Source organism: Rhizobium sp. WCS2018Hpa-16, from assembly GCF_031843705.1.
In the GTDB taxonomy this organism is placed as follows: domain Bacteria; phylum Pseudomonadota; class Alphaproteobacteria; order Rhizobiales; family Rhizobiaceae; genus Agrobacterium; species Agrobacterium tumefaciens_C.
The window spans coordinates 208,506-225,392 of sequence record NZ_JAVTIX010000004.1 but is presented as its reverse complement, the minus strand read 5'-3'; the positions used below and the strand labels follow the sequence as shown (position 1 = coordinate 225,392).

Genomic DNA, 16,887 nt, shown 5'->3' with positions numbered 1-16,887 from the left:
CAGGAACATGTCGAACAGGGTCGAATTTGCGAAAATGAATGGGCTTGGCAACAAGATCCTCGTCATTGATATGCGCGGCCGCAAGGATATGGTCACGCCCGATGCCGCGATTGCGCTGAATGGTGATGCCGACACGGCCTTCGATCAGATCATGGCGATCCACGATCCGCGGCTCAGCGGAACCGATGCCTATATCGATATTCTCAATTGCGATGGCACAAAGGCGCAGGCTTGTGGCAATGGCACGCGCTGCGTCGTGCAAGCGCTGGCCTCTGAGACTGGCAAGAAAAGCTTTACCTTCCAGACTGTTGCGGGAATTTTGAACGCTTCCGAACATGATGACGGCATGATCTCAGTCGATATGGGCTTGCCACGCTTTGGCTGGAACGAGATCCCGCTGTCTGAAGAATTCCACGATACCAGCCGCATCGAGCTTCAGATCGGGCCAATCGACAATCCCATGCTGCATTCGCCTGCGGTCATGTCCATGGGCAATCCCCATGCAATCTTCTGGGTGGACCGCGATCCCATGGAGTTTGATCTGGAACGCTTCGGGCCGCTTCTGGAAAACCACCCCATGTTCCCGGAGAAGGCCAATATCACGCTAGCGCAGGTCATCTCTGACAGTGCCCTGCGCACGCGCACATTCGAACGTGGTGCGGGTCTGACGCTAGCCTGTGGGTCTGCCGCCTGTGCCGCTGCCGTTTCTGCTGCCCGCACGGGCCGCACCGGCCGCCTTGTCGAGATCGATGTTGCCTCAAGCCCTGTTCGCATTCCCTTGAAAATCGAGTGGCGGGCGGACAATCACGTCATTATGACTGGCCCTGCGGAATGGGAATGGGCAGGGCAGGTCGATCCTGTCACGGGTGCCTGGCAGCGCGAAGCAGCACAGGAAACTGCTGTTATATGAGTGGCGTCGAGGTCATAACCTTTGGCTGTCGCCTCAATACCTACGAGTCCGAGGTCATGCGGGCCGAGGCGGAAAAGGCGGGGCTGAACAATGCCGTGCTGGTCAATACTTGTGCCGTGACGGGCGAAGCGGTGCGTCAGGCCCGATCTGCCATCCGCCGTGCGCGCCGCGAAAATCCCCATGCGCGCATCATCGTCACCGGTTGTGCGGCGCAGACGGAAAAGCAGACCTTTGCCGATATGCCGGAAGTCGATGCTGTCTTGGGCAATGAGGAGAAGCTGAAAAGCGTGTCCTACCGTGCTTTGCCGGATTTCGGCGTTTCGGCGGAAGAAAAGCTGCGCGTCAACGATATCATGAGCATCAAGGCCACCGCGCCGCAGATGATCAAGCATATTGACGGGCATGTGCGCGCCTTCATTCAGGTCCAGAATGGCTGCGACCACCGCTGCACCTTCTGCATCATTCCCTATGGTCGCGGCAATTCGCGCTCCGTGCCGATGGGTGCCGTGGTGGAGCAGGCCCGCAAACTGACCGAAAACGGTTATTGCGAAATCGTGCTGACCGGTGTGGATGCCACCAGCTACGGTGCCGATCTACCGGGAGAACCAACGCTCGGTTATCTGGCAAAGACGCTGCTGAAACAGGTGCCGGAGATTTTGCGTCTGCGGCTTTCCTCCATCGACAGTATCGAGGCTGACAGGCATTTGCTGGATTTAATTGCGGATGAGCCACGTTTCATGCCGCATCTGCATCTTTCGCTTCAGCATGGCGACGACATGATTTTGAAGCGCATGAAGCGTCGGCATATGCGCGCGGATGCCATTCGTTTCTGTGAGGATGTCAGAGCGCTGCGGCCTGATATCGCGTTTGGAGCCGACATGATCGCCGGTTTTCCGACCGAAACCGAAGAGATGTTTGAGAACGCGGCGACCCTTGCGGAAGAATGCGGAATTTCCAACCTGCATGTTTTTCCCTATAGCCCGCGTCCCGGCACGCCTGCCGCGCGCATGCCGCAGCTCGACCGTGGCTTGATCAAGCAGCGGGCCGCAAGGCTTCGCGAACGCGGCGAGAATTTGCGCCATGCGCATCTGGAGCGCATGGTGGGAACGCAGCAAACCATTCTTGTTGAAAACAACGGCTTTGCCCATACGGACAATTTCACGCTCGTTGCTGCACCCGGACTTGAGCCCCGCACACTTGCGCAGGTGCTGATTACCGGTCACAACGGAAAACACCTGGATATGCAATGTCTGGCCGCACAGGCCGCCTGACGTAAAGATACGGAACACATATGGCCCTCGGCTTCATCAAAAAAGTCTTCTCCTTTGGCAAGGACAAGGCCGACACGGACAGGCAGGATGCCGATGTCGCGGTTGAAAAGGCCAATGAGAATGCGTCGTTCGAAGATGTCCTAATCGAAGCGGAGGCGCATGCGCCGGTGGCCGACGATCCGGTTTCCTCCCTTGAGATGGAGACAGCTGGCGGGCCTGCCTCTGATGATGTGAGCGCCGACGGGAAAGCCGAACAAGACGAAGAGGACGATGCACCGCTTTTGCCCGGCCCTGAACAGGTTGGCGATATGGGCATGGTGCCGCTGTCTCTTCTGCAGGCCGAAGCCGAGGCTGAAGCGCTGCCCGTAACGGAAATGCAGGAGCTGGCTGATCCGGACGCGCCACTCGATACTTTGGCCATGGATGCCCTGCTGGACGAGGCAGAAGCGGTAACAGCCACAGAGACGAGCGAAACCTCCGCGGCTCCTGTTCTGCCCAAAGGCTTTGCCTTGCCAAGCGCGCGCGTTGAGCCTGTGGAAGCTGAGCCGGAGCAGAAACTGTCGTGGTTCCAGCGCCTGCGCGCTGGCCTGTCGCGCACGTCCATGCAGCTCACCAGCCAGATTTCCGCGCTGTTCACCAAGCGCAAGCTGGATGAAGACACGCTGGACGAGCTGGAGGATTTGCTGATCCAGTCCGATCTTGGTCTGGAAACGGCCATGCGCATCACTGGCGCACTGTCTTCTGAACGCTATGGCAAGGATGTCAGCGGCGAAGATGTGGCCCGTATCATGGCGGGCGAAATTACCAAGGTTCTGACACCGGTTGCCAAGCCGCTTGAGCTTGATCTCTCGCACAAGCCGCATGTCATTCTCGTGGTTGGCGTCAATGGTACTGGCAAGACGACAACCATCGGCAAGCTGGCAGCCAAGCTCTCCGGCTCGGGCCTTAAGGTCATGCTGGCGGCAGGTGACACGTTCCGCGCAGCGGCCATCGAGCAGCTGAAAATCTGGGCGGATCGGACCGGATCGGAGTTCATCGGCACCAAGCTGGGTGCGGATGCGGCCGGTCTTGCCTATGATGCCTTTGAGCAGGCACGAGCGAAGAAATGCGACGTGCTGATCATCGATACGGCCGGGCGCTTGCAGAACAAGACCGAGCTGATGGATGAGCTGGAAAAGATCGTGCGCGTTCTTGGCAAACTCGATCCCGACGCGCCGCACACGGTTTTGCAGACGCTGGACGCGACAACCGGCCAGAACGCGCTCAATCAGGTCGAGATTTTCCGCAATGTGGCGGGTGTGTCCGGCCTGATTATGACAAAATTGGATGGCACGGCGCGCGGCGGTATCCTCGTTGCCATCGCAGCCAAGCATAAATTGCCGGTGTATTTCATCGGCGTTGGCGAAGGTGTTGATGATCTGGAGCCATTCGAGGCAGAAGATTTCGCCAAGGCGATTGCGGGAGTGTGACGATGGACGTGGAAAGCAATCAGCGCGAAAGCGAAAAAATGGTCCGTGAGATCAGCCCGCTCCTGAAGTTCGTTCTGGAGCTTGGCCCGCTGGTCGTGTTCTTCTTTGCCAACTCCCGCGGCGAATGGCTGGCAAAGACATTTCCTGTGCTGACGGAATTCGGTGGCCCGATCTTCATTGCCACCGGTCTTTTCATGATTGCCACGGCAGTCGCGCTGACCGCTTCATGGATATTGACCCGCACCTTGCCGATGATGCCGCTGATTTCGGGCATTGTCGTGCTCGTTTTCGGTGCGCTGACGCTCTATCTGCAAAACGACACGTTCATCAAAATGAAGCCGACCATCGTGAACGCGCTGTTTGGGGTTATCCTGCTGGGCGGTCTGCTGTTTGGCCAGTCGTTGCTGGGCTATGTGTTCAATTCGGCCTTCAAGCTGAATGACGAGGGCTGGCGCAAGCTGACATTCCGCTGGGGCTTCTTTTTTCTGTTTCTCTCGGTGCTGAATGAAGTCGTGTGGCGCGGATTTTCTACCGATACATGGGTGGCGTTCAAGGTGTGGGGCACGATGCCGATCACCATTCTCTTCACCATGGCACAAATGCCGCTCATCATGCGTCACTCGCTTGAGCCGTTGATGAAGGATAAGAAATGACATCTGCGCCGATGCATGGGGCCCGTTCCTCCGCCCATATCTGGTTTGGTGTTGCTGCCGCTATCCTGGTTCTGCAGATCGTCATTCTCTATGCGATGGGGCGTTTGCCCATTTGCGAATGCGGCTATGTGAAGCTGTTTGAGCCCGGTGTGAACACGCCCGGCAATTCCCAGCATCTGGCTGACTGGTACACGCCGTCACACATCATCCACGGCTTCCTGTTTTATGGTCTGGCATGGCTTCTGTTTCGCAAGCAGCCGATATCCATGCGGCTTTCCTTCGCGGTGCTGATCGAGGCTGCATGGGAGCTTCTGGAAAATTCACCCATCATCATTGATCGCTACCGCACCGCGACGATGGCACTGGGTTATAGCGGCGACAGCATCTTGAATTCGGCCATGGATACCGTCTTCATGGTGCTCGGCTTCTTCTTTGCGATGCGCGTGCCGGTGTGGCTGACCATCCTTGTCGCCATCGTCTTCGAGATATTCACCGGCTGGCTCATCCGCGATAACCTCACCTTGAATGTGCTGATGCTGGTCACGCCCATCGACGCCATCAAGGAATGGCAGAACGCCCTTCCAGCTGGCTGATCGCTCAGTTTCCAGCGGCAGCCTTTTCGATGGCCGGAATGATCTCGCGCTCATAGGTCGCGACATCGATGGGGCCGACCTTCTTGTAAACGATGGTGCCTGCCTGATCGACCAGATAGGTCTCGGGAATGCCGTAAACACCCCAGTCTATGGCTGCCTTGCCATTCGGATCGATACCGATGGCGGCATAGGGGTTTCCGAGTTCGCCCAGAAACCGGATGGCATTGTCTGATTTGTCCTTGTAGTTGATGCCAACCACATTCAGCCTGTTATCCTTGGCCAGCTCTTTCAGCATCGGATGTTCCTGCCTGCAGGGCACGCACCAGGAGGCAAAGACGTTGACGAGGGTGAGCTTGTTCTTGATGGCAGCATCGGTCAGCGCCGGGACATTGGCGCCTTCCAGCGGCGGCAAGGATAGCGACGGTGCCTTGGTGTTGATCAGTGCCGATGGAATGGCGCTGACGTCTAGCCCATTCACATCCTGCTCATAGAGCATCTTGGCGGCAATGGCAGCAAAGCCCGCAAAGGCCAGCAAGGGCAGCAGCGCCAGAATGTAGCGCGCCTTCTTACCCGAAGAGGCCGTAGCGACTTGCGTTTCTTTCGTCATGGTGCTGGTTGCTCCACCTTGGGCTTGTGCGCCCGGCGGCCGATGCCGGAGGCTTCGAGCTGCGCCATTTCGCGTTTGCGGGCGCGCCCATCCAGAAAAATCCAGCCGATCAGGACGGCGACGATGAGCCCGGTCAAACCATAGGACATGCCGATATAAAATGTATGGCTCATGGCTTGGCCTTCTCCCGGCTGGCGAGACGCGCCGCTATTCGCCGCTGGGCAGAAACGCGCCTGCGCCAGATTTCATTGCGCATGGCGGCGAGATGCAGCGTGAAAAACAGCAGGGTGAAACCAATGGCCATGGTCAGCAGCGGCCACAGAAATTCCGGTGCGATGGCCGGGCCGTTGAGGCGCAGAACGCTGGCTGGCTGGTGGAGCGTATTCCACCATTCCACCGAAAACTTGATGATGGGTATGTTGACGAAACCGACAAGAATGAGAACCGCACTGACGCGGGCGGCTTTGGATGGATCATCCATGGCCTTATTGAAGGCGATGAGGCCGAGATACATCAGGAACAGAATGAAAACGGAGGTCAGCCGCGCATCCCACACCCACCACGTGCCCCACATGGGTTTTCCCCACAGCGAGCCGGTGACGAGTGCAATCAGCGTAAAAGCTGCGCCAATCGGGGTTGCCGATTTATGCGCGACATCTGCCAGCGGGTGCCGCCAGACCAGCGTGCCGATGGCAGACAAGGCCATGACGGTATAGCACATCATGGAAAGCCATGCTGCTGGCACGTGGACATACATGATGCGCACGGTGTTGCCCTGCTGGTAATCGCTGTCGGTTGTGAAGGCCATATAGAGGCCAGCGGCCAGACAGAGGGCGGAAAGCCCTGCCAGCCATGGTAAAATGCGAGCGGCCAATGCCAGAAACCGCGTCGGGTTGGCAAGGTCGCTAAACTTGGTAATGGCAAGGCTCGTATCGCTCATGGCGTCTTTCTACAATGAGACCGGGATTGCGGCAATTGATCCTTATCAATCCATGGAACTGCGCAGTGCCAAAGCGGCAAAGAACGGCCCCACGACCGATGAAAAAAGCGTGATTGCAATGAGAATGAGGAAGGGTGGCATGAAGGGCGAGGGGTCTTGAACCGCCGCATAGGATGCGCTGACACCGAAGATCAGCACGGGAACAGCTAAGGGCAGCACGAGGATGGACACCAGAAGCCCCCCACGCGGAAGCGCCACGGCCACCGCCGCACCGACGGCGCCGATGAATGTGAGCGCCGGTGAGCCCACCAGAAGGGTCAGCATCACAGCGCCGATGGCGACCTCGCTCATATTCATGAACAGGCCCAGCAGCGGCGATGCGAGCACCAGCGGCAGGCTGGTTGCTGTCCAGTGGGCCAGGCACTTGACCAGAACCGTCAGCACCAGCGGCGTTTCCTGCATGAGGATGAGGTCGAGCGATCCATCGTCGCGCTCCGCCTGAAACAGCCTGTCGAGGCCGAGCAGGGCAGCGAGCAGCGCGCCGATCCACACGATGGCAGGTCCGATCCGCGAGAGCAGATTAAGGTCCGGGCCGACCCCGAATGGGATGACGGCCACGATGGTCATGAAAAACAGCACGCCGATAAGCGCGCCGCCGCCAGCCCGGATGGAGAGTTTCAGGTCGCGCAGGAAAAGGGCGATCATGCTGTGCCGCTTTCGCAAGGGTCAACCATATGCCCGACTATCAGATGTGGGGACAGCGAAGTCACCATGCCTCCTCCACCCCGGCAAAACCGGTCATCCGCAATTCCTGTGCATTTTCCAGCCCCAGCGGCTGGTGGGTTGCGGCGACGGCCATGCCACCTTTTTCCAGATGCGTCTTCACCAGCCCGGTGAACATGAGATCGGCGCTCGCATCGAGTGCGGCGGTCGGTTCATCCAGGATCCAGATCGGCCGCCATGCGACAAGCAGCTTGGCCATGGCGAATCGGCGCTGCTGACCGGCAGACAAATATCCGAAAGGAAGGTGGGTAATGCTGGCGAGGCCAACCGCTTCTGCCGCCTCTTCGATATCAAGAGAGCTGCCGCCATCAAAATCGCCGAGAAATTTCTTCCAAAAATTGAGATTTTCGAAAACACTCAGATCCTGCTTCATCGCGTTGCGGTGGCCGAGATAGTGGCTTGCCTCGGAGGCGCGAACGTCTGTTTCAAGTCCTTCGCCGGCTATGGTCACGCTCCCTGCTTCGGGGCGCAAAAGGCCCGCAATCACCCGCAAAAGCGTCGACTTTCCAGACCCGTTCGGTCCCGTCAGGAGCATAGCCTGACCAGAGCTTAACTTGAAGGAAACATTCATGAATATTAGGTCTTCGCCACGACGGACGGCCAGATTTTCTGCTGTTAGCAGCATGGTGTCATCTCGTTTAAGATTTTAATCATCTCGTTGGCAAAAAAATCGATTTAGGTGTTTTTCCGGTCTGGCACGTTTCTCATAAATTATCTATATGGGTGTCAACCACGCCAGCGGTCGGCGTGATCATCATATAGCGCCGGACCTGAAGGTTGCGAAAGCAGCTTCTCGTGCGGACAGCGGAAATGACCGTACCCGCATCCTGATGTGCTTAAGTGCATTGGTGTCCGCACGCGCGTGTTGGCTATCAGAGGAAGCGGGGCATTATCCGTGGCTAAATCTCTAGACAGTTTCAATTGTCGTTCTGTGCTTACCGTCAATGGTAAGGACTATGTTTATTTCAGCCTTCCAAAAGCAGAAGCGAATGGCCTGACAGGCGTTTCCAAGCTGCCCTACTCCATGAAGGTTCTGCTTGAGAACCTGCTGCGCTTTGAGGACGGTCAGACCGTTACCAAGGAACACATCACGGCTGTTGCAGACTGGCTGAACAACAAGGGCCTCGTCGAAAACGAAATCGCCTATCGCCCCGCTCGCGTTCTGATGCAGGACTTCACCGGCGTTCCAGCCGTGGTTGACCTTGCTGCCATGCGCGACGCGATGGTGGCGCTGGGTGGCGATCCCGAGAAGATCAACCCGCTGGTTCCTGTCGATCTCGTCATCGACCACTCCGTTATCGTTGATGAATTCGGCACGCCGACAGCATTTGCGCGCAACGTTGAGCTGGAATATGAGCGCAATGGCGAGCGTTACCGCTTCCTGAAGTGGGGCCAGCAGGCGTTCAAGAACTTCCGCGTCGTTCCACCAGGCACAGGAATCTGTCACCAGGTTAACCTCGAATATCTTGGCCAGACCGTTTGGACCAAGGAAGAAGACGGCGAAACCATCGCTTACCCGGATACATGCGTTGGCACCGACAGCCACACGACCATGATCAATGGTCTTGGCGTTCTGGGCTGGGGCGTTGGCGGTATCGAAGCCGAAGCGGCCATGCTTGGCCAGCCGGTTTCCATGCTTCTGCCTGAAGTTATCGGCTTCAAGCTGACAGGCAAGGTCAGGGAAGGCGTAACCGCCACCGACCTCGTGCTGACTGTCGTTCAGATGCTGCGCAAGAAGGGCGTTGTCTCCAAGTTCGTTGAATTCTTCGGCCCCGGCCTTGATTCGATGACGCTGGCTGACCGTGCGACCATCGGCAACATGGGTCCGGAATACGGCGCGACCTGCGGCTTTTTCCCTGTTGACGGCGAAACCATCAACTACCTCACCATGTCTGGCCGCACCAAGGACCGCATCGCGCTCGTTGAAGCCTATTCCAAGGCGCAGGACATGTGGCGTACCGGCGACGGTGCCGATCTCGTCTTCACCGACACGCTGGAACTCGATCTCGGCGAAGTTGTGCCATCCATGGCTGGTCCAAAGCGTCCCGAAGGTCGCGTTGCGCTTGAAGGCATCGCTTCCGGTTTCGCGGCTGCTCTGGAAGCCGACTACAAGAAGCCAGGCCAGCTCGACAATCGTTACCCTGTCGAAGGCACGGATTTCGACCTCGGTCATGGTGACGTCGCTATTGCCGCCATCACGTCCTGCACCAACACGTCTAACCCATCCGTCCTGATTGCTGCCGGTCTTCTGGCTCGCAACGCCGTTGCCAAGGGTCTGACATCCAAGCCTTGGGTAAAGACATCTCTGGCACCTGGTTCCCAGGTTGTTGGTGAATATCTCGAGAAGTCCGGTCTTCAGAAGGATCTGGATGCGATCGGCTTCAACCTTGTTGGTTTTGGCTGCACGACCTGCATCGGTAACTCCGGCCCGCTGCCAGCACCGATTTCCAAGACCATCAATGACAAGGGTCTGATCACCGCTGGCGTTCTCTCCGGCAACCGTAACTTCGAAGGCCGCATCTCGCCAGACGTTCAGGCGAACTACCTTGCCTCCCCCCCGCTGGTTGTTGCTTACGCGCTGGCCGGTACGGTCCAGAAGGATCTGACCACAGAGCCGCTCGGTATTGGTTCCGACGGAGAGCCTGTATTCCTCAAGGATATCTGGCCGACATCTGCCGAAATCCAGGAATTCATCCTGAAATACGTGACGCGTGAACTCTACGAGTCCAAATATGCTGACGTGTTCAAGGGTGATGAAAACTGGCAGGCCGTTCAGGTTCCTCCGGGCCAGACCTATGCCTGGGACGACAAGTCGACCTACGTTCAGAACCCGCCTTACTTCGTGGGCATGGGCAAGACCGGCACAGGCTTGAAGAACATCAAGGGCGCGCGCGTTCTCGGTCTCTTCGGCGACAAGATCACCACCGACCACATTTCCCCGGCCGGTTCGATCAAGGCTGCTTCGCCTGCCGGTGCATACCTCACCGACAATGGCGTGGGCGTTGCCGACTTCAACCAGTACGGCACACGCCGTGGCAACCATGAAGTGATGATGCGCGGCACGTTTGCCAACATCCGTATTCGCAACCACATGCTTGGGCCAAACGGCAAGGAAGGTGGCTACACCATCCACTATCCGTCCAAGGAAGAGATGTCGATTTACGATGCAGCCATGCAGTACAAGGCTGAAGGCACGCCGCTCGTCATCTTTGCAGGCGTTGAATACGGTAACGGTTCTTCCCGTGACTGGGCTGCGAAGGGTACCAACCTGCTCGGCGTTAAGGCCGTGATTGCGCAGTCGTTCGAGCGTATTCACCGCTCCAACCTCGTCGGCATGGGCGTCGTTCCCTTCGTCTTCGAAGAAGGCACGACATGGGCAAGCCTCAACCTCAAGGGCGATGAAACCGTTGAGATCGATGGTCTCGAAGGCGACATCAAACCGCGCGAGAAGAAGATCGCCAAGATCACCTACAGCGATGGTACAGTGAAGGAAGTTCCGCTTCTTTGCCGCATCGATACGCTGGATGAAGTGATCTACATGAACAATGGCGGCATTCTGCAGACGGTTCTTCGCGACCTGGCTGCATAATTATTGCCACATCATGAAAAAAGCGCCGGGAGAAATCCCGGCGTTTTGCGTATTATGATGGGGTATTCTGGTGAAGCTTGCTTCGTGATCGGCACTCACCCCATCGTTACTTTCTATTGAAGGGCCACTCGCGTTATTTTCGCCGGGCGTCCCGACAGGAATTGATAGCATCAATGGTCTGGAGACACGTCCAGACAAGGGTTCTTGCAATGTCGCTGAAATACGGGCCTGTCAGAGTTGGTCTTACGATGTGCGCCTTCGCAGCGATTGCACCGGTGCCCGCAATGGCGCAGCAGCAGGAGCAGTTGAAGGGCGTTGTCGAGCTGTTCACCTCGCAAGGCTGCGCATCCTGCCCACCGGCAGATGAGGCGCTGCGCAAACTCATCCAGAAGGGCGATGTGGTCGGCCTGTCCTATCATGTCGATTACTGGAACTATCTGGGCTGGGCCGATTCGCTGGCATCCAAGGAAAATACAGAGCGGCAATATGGCTATGCCCGTGCTCTGGGTCGCAACAATGTCTATACGCCACAGGCTGTCATCAATGGTCGCGACCACGTCAAGGGCGCGGACATGAAGGCAATCGATACGCGGCTGGATGCATTCAAAAAGGCCGGAGAAGGCCTCAGCGTGCCCGTCAAGGCGCGCCGGGTGGATGATGAGATTGCGATCGAGATTGGTCCGGGCCAGGGCAAGGCCGACGTCGTCGTGGCCTATTTCAACCGCGAGCAGGTCGTTGACGTGCAAAAGGGCGACAATCAGGGCAAGACCATATCCTACTGGCACAGTGTCTATGACGTGCAGACGGTGGGCATGTGGGATGGAACGTCCATGACGGTCAAACTGCCCTCAAGCATCATGAGCAAGGCAAAGGACGGCGGCTGCGCCGTGCTTTTGCAGACGAGCGATGCAAGCGGGAATCCCGCAGCGATCATCGGGGCCAGTGTTCTCATGACGTCGGGGAAATAGGTATCCGCTTAAAAGCGGGAAGATCCGATCCGGGCATTGGGGGCTGGGGGTAAAGGGTCAATGCACCGGACCGGGTCATGTTGGTGCCGAGGCATCAATTGACATTAGTCATATCCCACTCAAATCGGGCCATGATTTGACGGAAATAGGGCAATTTAAGATGTTCATCATGCCCTAATTATTACCGGCGCGCGTATCTTTCCCACCGCCATGCAAGGCTTGCATTTCCGCTTTCACGGGGTCAGACTGTCGTGAAATTGTCATTTGCTGTTGAGCGAGGTTGCCCAATGACAGATCAGCCGGATTTGGAGCGTAAAGGCCTGTCTCACAGAGATGGCGCATCCGTGGTCGATATCAGAGAGTACAGGCAGAGCAAGGATGTCTTGCCCATTACATTCCACCGACGTGAACTGGATGCGATATTGCGCATCTATGGGCGGATGGTCGGCGAGGGGGAATGGCGGGACTATGCCATTGACCATTTGAAAGACAAGGCGGTCTTTTCCGTCTTCAAGCGCTCCGGCGAGATGCCGCTTTTCCGAATTGAGAAGAATCCCAAGCTCGCCTCTAAGCAGGGTGCCTATAGCGTCGTGAATGTGGATGGACGTATCTTGAAGCGCGGCCATGAACTGCCGCAGGTGCTGAAAGTCTTCGACAAGGTCTTGAAGCTCATCGAGTGATTGTAGGGTTTGTGCATCCCACAAAAAAAGGCGGCCCAGAGGCCGCCTTTTCTATGTGTTCAACCAGACTTACTTGTCGCGATTTCCGAGGAACTGCAACAGGAACATGAACAGGTTGATGAAGTCGAGGTAGAGGGTCAGGGCGCCCATGATGGCCTTGCGGCCAGCCGTGGCGACATCATCACCGTCAAAGTACATTTCCTTGATCTTCTGCGTGTCGTAGGCGGTCAGGCCTGCGAAGATCAGCACGCCGATGGCGGAGATTGCAAAGCCCATGGCAGACGACTGCAGGAAGATGTTGACGATGGACGCGATGATCAAGCCAAACAGACCCATGATCAGGAACGAGCCCATGCCGGACAGGTCTTTCTTCGTGGTGTAGCCATAGAGCGACAGCGCGCCGAATGAAGCAGCCGTGATGAAGAACGTCTGGACGATGCTCTGGCCGGTATAGACCAGGAAGATCGACGACAGGGAAAGACCCATCAGCGCTGCGTAGCCCCAGAAGGTTGCCTGTGCGGCAGGAACGCTCATCTTCTGAATGCGGAAGCTCAGGAAGAACACGAGACCCAGCGGAGCCAGCATGACGACCCAGCGCAGAGGCGAGCCGTACAGGGCTGCACCAAGGCTGGTCAGCATCGTGCCGTTACCCATCGTGGCAACAGCTGCCGCAGGATCATTTGTGGTCGCCAGCATCGATGTGAAAAACGCTGCGAAACCTGTAATCGCAAGACCAACGGCCATCAGGTTATAAACCTTGACCATATAGGTGCGCAGACCTTCATCGATCATCGCGCCAGCCTGTGCATGGCCCTGGGCCATACGGTTCTGGTAGTTGTTGAAGTCAGACATTGTTACCTCTTTTGAGCTCCGAAATTGCTACGGTGTCGGCATATCGTCGCTTAGAGACCATATCCCAGGCGCCGCTGCGGAGCTACAGCAAGCCTAACAAAGAATATGAGGATATCGCCTCGCGGATACAAGAGCTTTCAGATCCGAAAAAACACCGTATGCGCGAAATGCGATAACGTTTTGGCGATCAGAAACCTGATTTACCCGTTAAAGTTATGTGGCGCGCAACTTTTCGGATCACTCCCCTGCCTGGCGAAGAACCGGTGCTGCTTTCTGGCCTAGTATGCGCCACGTTCCGATTAGCCCGATACCGACCGTCATGATGAGGGCGATGACGATGGTGGCGATCGCCACATCCGGCAGGAAGCTCGACGGAAGCTTCATAATGCGGGCGATGACGAACCATGCGGCGGCACCGCCAGCGGCAAGCGCGAAGATGGCCGTTGCCAATCCCAGGATCATATATTCATAGGAGAAGGCGCGGATCAGCATGGCGCGGGTTCCGCCCAGCGTTTTCAATATGACCGCATCATGGGTTCGTGCCCGGTTTCCGGCGGCCAGTGCGCCGGCTAGCACCAGAACCGATGCAATAAGCGCGACGGCAGCCGCCGCACGGATGGCGGTCGCCAACTGGCCGACCAGACGATTGACCACATCAAGCGCGTCCTTGACCCTTACACTGGTAATGGTCGGATAGGCATTGGTGATGGTGCGAAGGATTTCACCTTCCTGCGCGGGTGTTGCTGAGGGGTCTGCAAGTGTTGCCAGCCATGAGTGCGGTGCGCCCCGGAATGTGTTAGGTGAAAACACCATGACGAAGTTGAGAGACAGGGATTCCCACTGCACATCGCGCAGATTGGCGATTTTGGCCGTGATATTGCGACCAAGGACATTGACGGTGACAGTGTCGCCTACCTTGAGGCCAAGCTCGCCGGCCTCTTCCGCCGCGAAGGAAACAAGCGGTTCGCCGCTATAATCCTGTTCCCACCATTTTCCAGCAGTCAGCTTTGCGTTCTCAGGGAGATCGGCAGAGTAGGTAATGCCGCGATCACCCCTCAGCACCCAGCGGCCAGAAGCCGGCACTTCCATTTTCGTCACATCCTGACCGTTGAAGGCGAGGATACGCCCGCGCAGCATCGGCACCTCGGTCAAGAGACCGTCCGGTGCCTCGCGTTTGACGAGATCACGAAAACCATCACGATCGGCACTTTGAATATCGACGAAGAAGAAGTTCGGTGCACGTTCAGGCAGGCTGCCGGTCAGTTCGCGCCGCAGATTGCCGTCAATCAGTGTCAGGGTGACAAGAAGCGTCAGACCGAGACCGAGCGAGAGAACGACGGACGGTGTCAGCGCGCCGGGACGGTGAATATTGCCGATGGCAAGTCGCAGCGCGGCAGAGTGCACCCTCGGGCTTCGCTTGGCCAGCGCCTTGATGCCCCAGGCCACGAGCCGCAGCACAACGAAAGCAAACGCAACGGCACCCAGAAAGACCGACGCGATGAAACGCTCTTGCGAGGTGTAGATGGCAAGTCCGGCCAGCGCTGCCAGAAGCAGACCGGTGGCGAGAAGATAGGGCCATGTCGGTAGCTTGTTTTCGTCAAAGCCCTGTTCACGAAACAGCGCCGTCGCAGGCACTTCGCGGGCCTGACCCAGAGGCAGAATGGCAAAGGCAAGGGTGGTCAACAAACCGAACACGGCAGCCATAAACAGCGGACCGGGATAGATGGCGAGCTCATCCGGTACCGGCAACACGCCTTCCAGAAAACGCATGGCAATGAGCGGTGTGATGGCCCCCAGCACCAGACCGATGGCGATGCCGATAATGGCGATGAAGGCGATCTGGAAAAGATAGGTCATCGTCACGACGCTGGCAGGTGCGCCGAGGCACTTCAGCGCGGCGATGGTCGAGCGCTTGGAATCAAGGAAGGCGCGCACGGCATTGGCAACACCCACGCCGCCGACGATCAAGGCGGTGAGACCGACAAGTGTGAGAAACTGTGAGAAGCGATTGACGTTTTCCGTCAGAGACGGGGCGGCCCTGTCGCTGGTGCGGATCGACCAGCCAGCGCTGGGAAATTCCCGATTGGTATCGTCGGTAACAGTCGCGCGCTTTGATGGGTCGTTGAGGCGGATCTTGTAGGCATGCTCGACAAGGCTGCCGCTCTGGATCAGGCCGGAGGCGGTCAGCGCTTCGCGGCTGATGAGAAGGCGCGGGGCAAAGCCAAAGCCATCCGATAGCGCATCCGGCTCTGTGACGACAGTGCCTGATAGTTTCAGGCGAACATTGCCGACCAGCAGCTCATCGCCGAGCTTGATGCCTAGCCGTTCAAGGAGCAGGGGTGCTGCGACCGCGCCATAGATCTCGCCCTGTTTTGCTAGCAGCTGTGAAAGCGGGGCCGCCGGTTGGGCCTCGAATGTGCCGTAGAGCGGGTAGGCACCATCCACCGCCTTGACCTCTGTCAGGGTCTGCTGCGAACCATCGGCAAGCCGCGCCATCGAGCGAAGGCCGGTCGATACGGCGACCTCGCCCAGCCCATCGAGATAGGCGCGCTCCTGTTCAGAGGCTTCACGGTTGCGAAGCTCGAAGCGCACGTCGCCAGCCAGAATCGACTGGCCTTGCGTTGCAATCGAACTGGTGACGGCGCGTGAAACGGAGTTAACCGCTGCAATGGCGCCGGTGCCAAGCGCGATACAGGCGAGGAAAATGTAAAAGCCGCGCAGGCCCCCGCGAATTTCACGGCTGGCAAGCCTCAATGCGTTGCGGATATTGAACAGAGACGGAAGAGCACCCATCATTGTGAAACCGCCAGGCTGGCGACCGTGGCGGCGCTATCGCTTTCGATCTGACCAGAGCGAACCTTGATCTGGCGCGAGCAGCGGGCGGCAAGCGAAATGTCATGGGTAACGAGGATCATCGTCATGCCGCGCTCGGCCTGCTTGGAAAACAGGAGATCGGCAATCTGCCTGCCGGTGTCGGTGTCCAGATTGCCGGTCGGTTCGTCGGCAATCAGCACGGCGGGTGAGGGGGCGAGCGCGCGGGCAATGGCCACGCGCTGCTGTTCACCGCCCGAAAGCTGGCCGGGATAATGGTTCAGCCGCTCCCCAAGTCCCACGGCTGTCAGCTCTTTCTTTGCAATCTCGAAGGGGTTGGCGACATTTGCCAGTTCAAGCGGCACAGCCACATTCTCAAGCGCCGTCATATTGGCAATGAGGTGGAAGGACTGGAAAACGATGCCTATATTGCGACCGCGAAATTCGGCAAGAGCGTCTTCACCCAGCTTGTGCAGCTCGGTTCCCGCAATTGTGATCGCGCCGCTATCCAGACGCTCCAGCCCGGCCAGAACCATCAGAAGCGTCGATTTTCCAGAACCCGATGGCCCAACAATGCCAACGGCTTCGCCTTCATTGATGCTGAGATTGATGCTTTTGAGAACGTGAACGGAGGCGGCGGCGTTGCCGAGCGTGAGATCGGCCTTATCAAGATCAATGATGCTTTTCGTCACAATTCGCGTTCCTATATAAAGCTGAAGGCAATCCGGGAGAGCAGTCCGATTTTCGGGCAGTGCCAGACA

General features: G+C 57.6%; 16 protein-coding genes. 8 read left to right on the top strand and 8 right to left on the bottom strand.

What is annotated here, in order from left to right; all coding sequences use genetic code 11:
- The first annotated feature begins 7 nt into the window (after positions 1-7).
- The 5 genes from dapF to RQI55_RS15040 are packed head-to-tail and all read left to right on the top strand — an operon-like array spanning position 8 to position 4,896.
- Positions 8-910 (top strand): diaminopimelate epimerase, encoded by a 903-nt coding sequence (gene dapF, locus RQI55_RS15060; protein WP_243258113.1) that lies wholly within the window; start codon positions 8-10, stop codon positions 908-910.
- A complete protein-coding gene (mtaB, locus tag RQI55_RS15055) occupies positions 907-2,181 on the top strand; it encodes a tRNA (N(6)-L-threonylcarbamoyladenosine(37)-C(2))-methylthiotransferase MtaB (protein WP_243258112.1) in 1,275 nt (424 codons plus the stop codon). Before dapF ends, mtaB begins: the two co-directional genes overlap by 4 nt.
- Positions 2,182-2,201: 20 nt before the next feature.
- Positions 2,202-3,650, top strand: a complete 1,449-nt coding sequence (gene ftsY, locus RQI55_RS15050; RefSeq protein WP_243258111.1) for a signal recognition particle-docking protein FtsY — start codon at positions 2,202-2,204, stop codon at positions 3,648-3,650.
- Positions 3,651-3,652: 2 nt separating this feature from the next.
- Positions 3,653-4,303 (top strand): septation protein A, encoded by a 651-nt coding sequence (locus RQI55_RS15045; RefSeq protein WP_243258110.1) that lies wholly within the window; start codon positions 3,653-3,655, stop codon positions 4,301-4,303.
- Complete coding sequence (locus RQI55_RS15040; protein ID WP_409233738.1) at positions 4,300-4,896, top strand: DUF2585 domain-containing protein; 597 nt, start codon at positions 4,300-4,302, stop codon at positions 4,894-4,896. Before RQI55_RS15045 ends, RQI55_RS15040 begins: the two co-directional genes overlap by 4 nt.
- A 4-nt stretch (positions 4,897-4,900) precedes the next feature.
- Here the strand turns inward: RQI55_RS15040 and RQI55_RS15035 are convergent, their stop codons facing one another.
- From RQI55_RS15035 to ccmA, 5 genes are all read right to left on the bottom strand, one after another.
- Entirely contained in the window at positions 4,901-5,503 is a 603-nt protein-coding gene (locus RQI55_RS15035; protein WP_243258109.1) for a DsbE family thiol:disulfide interchange protein, read from the bottom strand.
- On the bottom strand, positions 5,500-5,676 hold the full coding sequence (gene ccmD, locus RQI55_RS15030; protein WP_243258108.1) for a heme exporter protein CcmD: 177 nt from the start codon (positions 5,674-5,676) through the stop codon (positions 5,500-5,502). Before ccmD ends, RQI55_RS15035 begins: the two co-directional genes overlap by 4 nt.
- Positions 5,673-6,443 (bottom strand): heme ABC transporter permease, encoded by a 771-nt coding sequence (locus tag RQI55_RS15025; RefSeq protein WP_042615602.1) that lies wholly within the window; start codon positions 6,441-6,443, stop codon positions 5,673-5,675. Before RQI55_RS15025 ends, ccmD begins: the two co-directional genes overlap by 4 nt.
- Before the next feature lie 45 nt (positions 6,444-6,488).
- Positions 6,489-7,148 carry a heme exporter protein CcmB gene (gene ccmB / locus RQI55_RS15020; protein WP_192065230.1) on the bottom strand — a complete coding sequence of 220 codons (660 nt, stop codon included), beginning with the start codon at positions 7,146-7,148 and terminating at the stop codon, positions 6,489-6,491.
- A gap of 61 nt (positions 7,149-7,209) precedes the next feature.
- On the bottom strand, positions 7,210-7,851 hold the full coding sequence (ccmA, locus tag RQI55_RS15015; RefSeq protein WP_243258107.1) for a heme ABC exporter ATP-binding protein CcmA: 642 nt from the start codon (positions 7,849-7,851) through the stop codon (positions 7,210-7,212).
- 270 nt (positions 7,852-8,121) lie between these two features.
- Here ccmA and acnA point away from each other — a divergent pair, with 270 nt between their 5' ends.
- From acnA to RQI55_RS15000, 3 genes are all read left to right on the top strand, one after another.
- On the top strand, positions 8,122-10,815 hold the full coding sequence (acnA, locus tag RQI55_RS15010; protein ID WP_243258106.1) for an aconitate hydratase AcnA: 2,694 nt from the start codon (positions 8,122-8,124) through the stop codon (positions 10,813-10,815).
- A 248-nt stretch (positions 10,816-11,063) separates the two neighbouring features.
- Complete coding sequence (locus RQI55_RS15005; RefSeq protein WP_236727860.1) at positions 11,064-11,783, top strand: thioredoxin family protein; 720 nt, start codon at positions 11,064-11,066, stop codon at positions 11,781-11,783.
- A gap of 287 nt (positions 11,784-12,070) precedes the next feature.
- Positions 12,071-12,463, top strand: a complete 393-nt coding sequence (locus RQI55_RS15000; RefSeq protein ID WP_042615597.1) for a DUF2794 domain-containing protein — start codon at positions 12,071-12,073, stop codon at positions 12,461-12,463.
- Positions 12,464-12,532: 69 nt separating this feature from the next.
- Here the strand turns inward: RQI55_RS15000 and RQI55_RS14995 are convergent, their stop codons facing one another.
- The 3 genes from RQI55_RS14995 to RQI55_RS14985 all read right to left on the bottom strand — a co-directional run bounded on the left by RQI55_RS14995 (position 12,533) and on the right by RQI55_RS14985 (position 16,818).
- Positions 12,533-13,315, bottom strand: coding sequence for a Bax inhibitor-1/YccA family protein (locus tag RQI55_RS14995; RefSeq protein ID WP_243258105.1), 783 nt, complete (start codon positions 13,313-13,315; stop codon positions 12,533-12,535).
- 237 nt (positions 13,316-13,552) lie between these two features.
- Positions 13,553-16,111: an ABC transporter permease gene (locus tag RQI55_RS14990; protein WP_243258104.1), complete on the bottom strand. Its 2,559-nt coding sequence runs from the start codon at positions 16,109-16,111 to the stop codon at positions 13,553-13,555.
- Positions 16,108-16,818 carry an ABC transporter ATP-binding protein gene (locus tag RQI55_RS14985; protein WP_042615700.1) on the bottom strand — a complete coding sequence of 237 codons (711 nt, stop codon included), beginning with the start codon at positions 16,816-16,818 and terminating at the stop codon, positions 16,108-16,110. Before RQI55_RS14985 ends, RQI55_RS14990 begins: the two co-directional genes overlap by 4 nt.
- Positions 16,819-16,887: the final 69 nt, after the last annotated feature.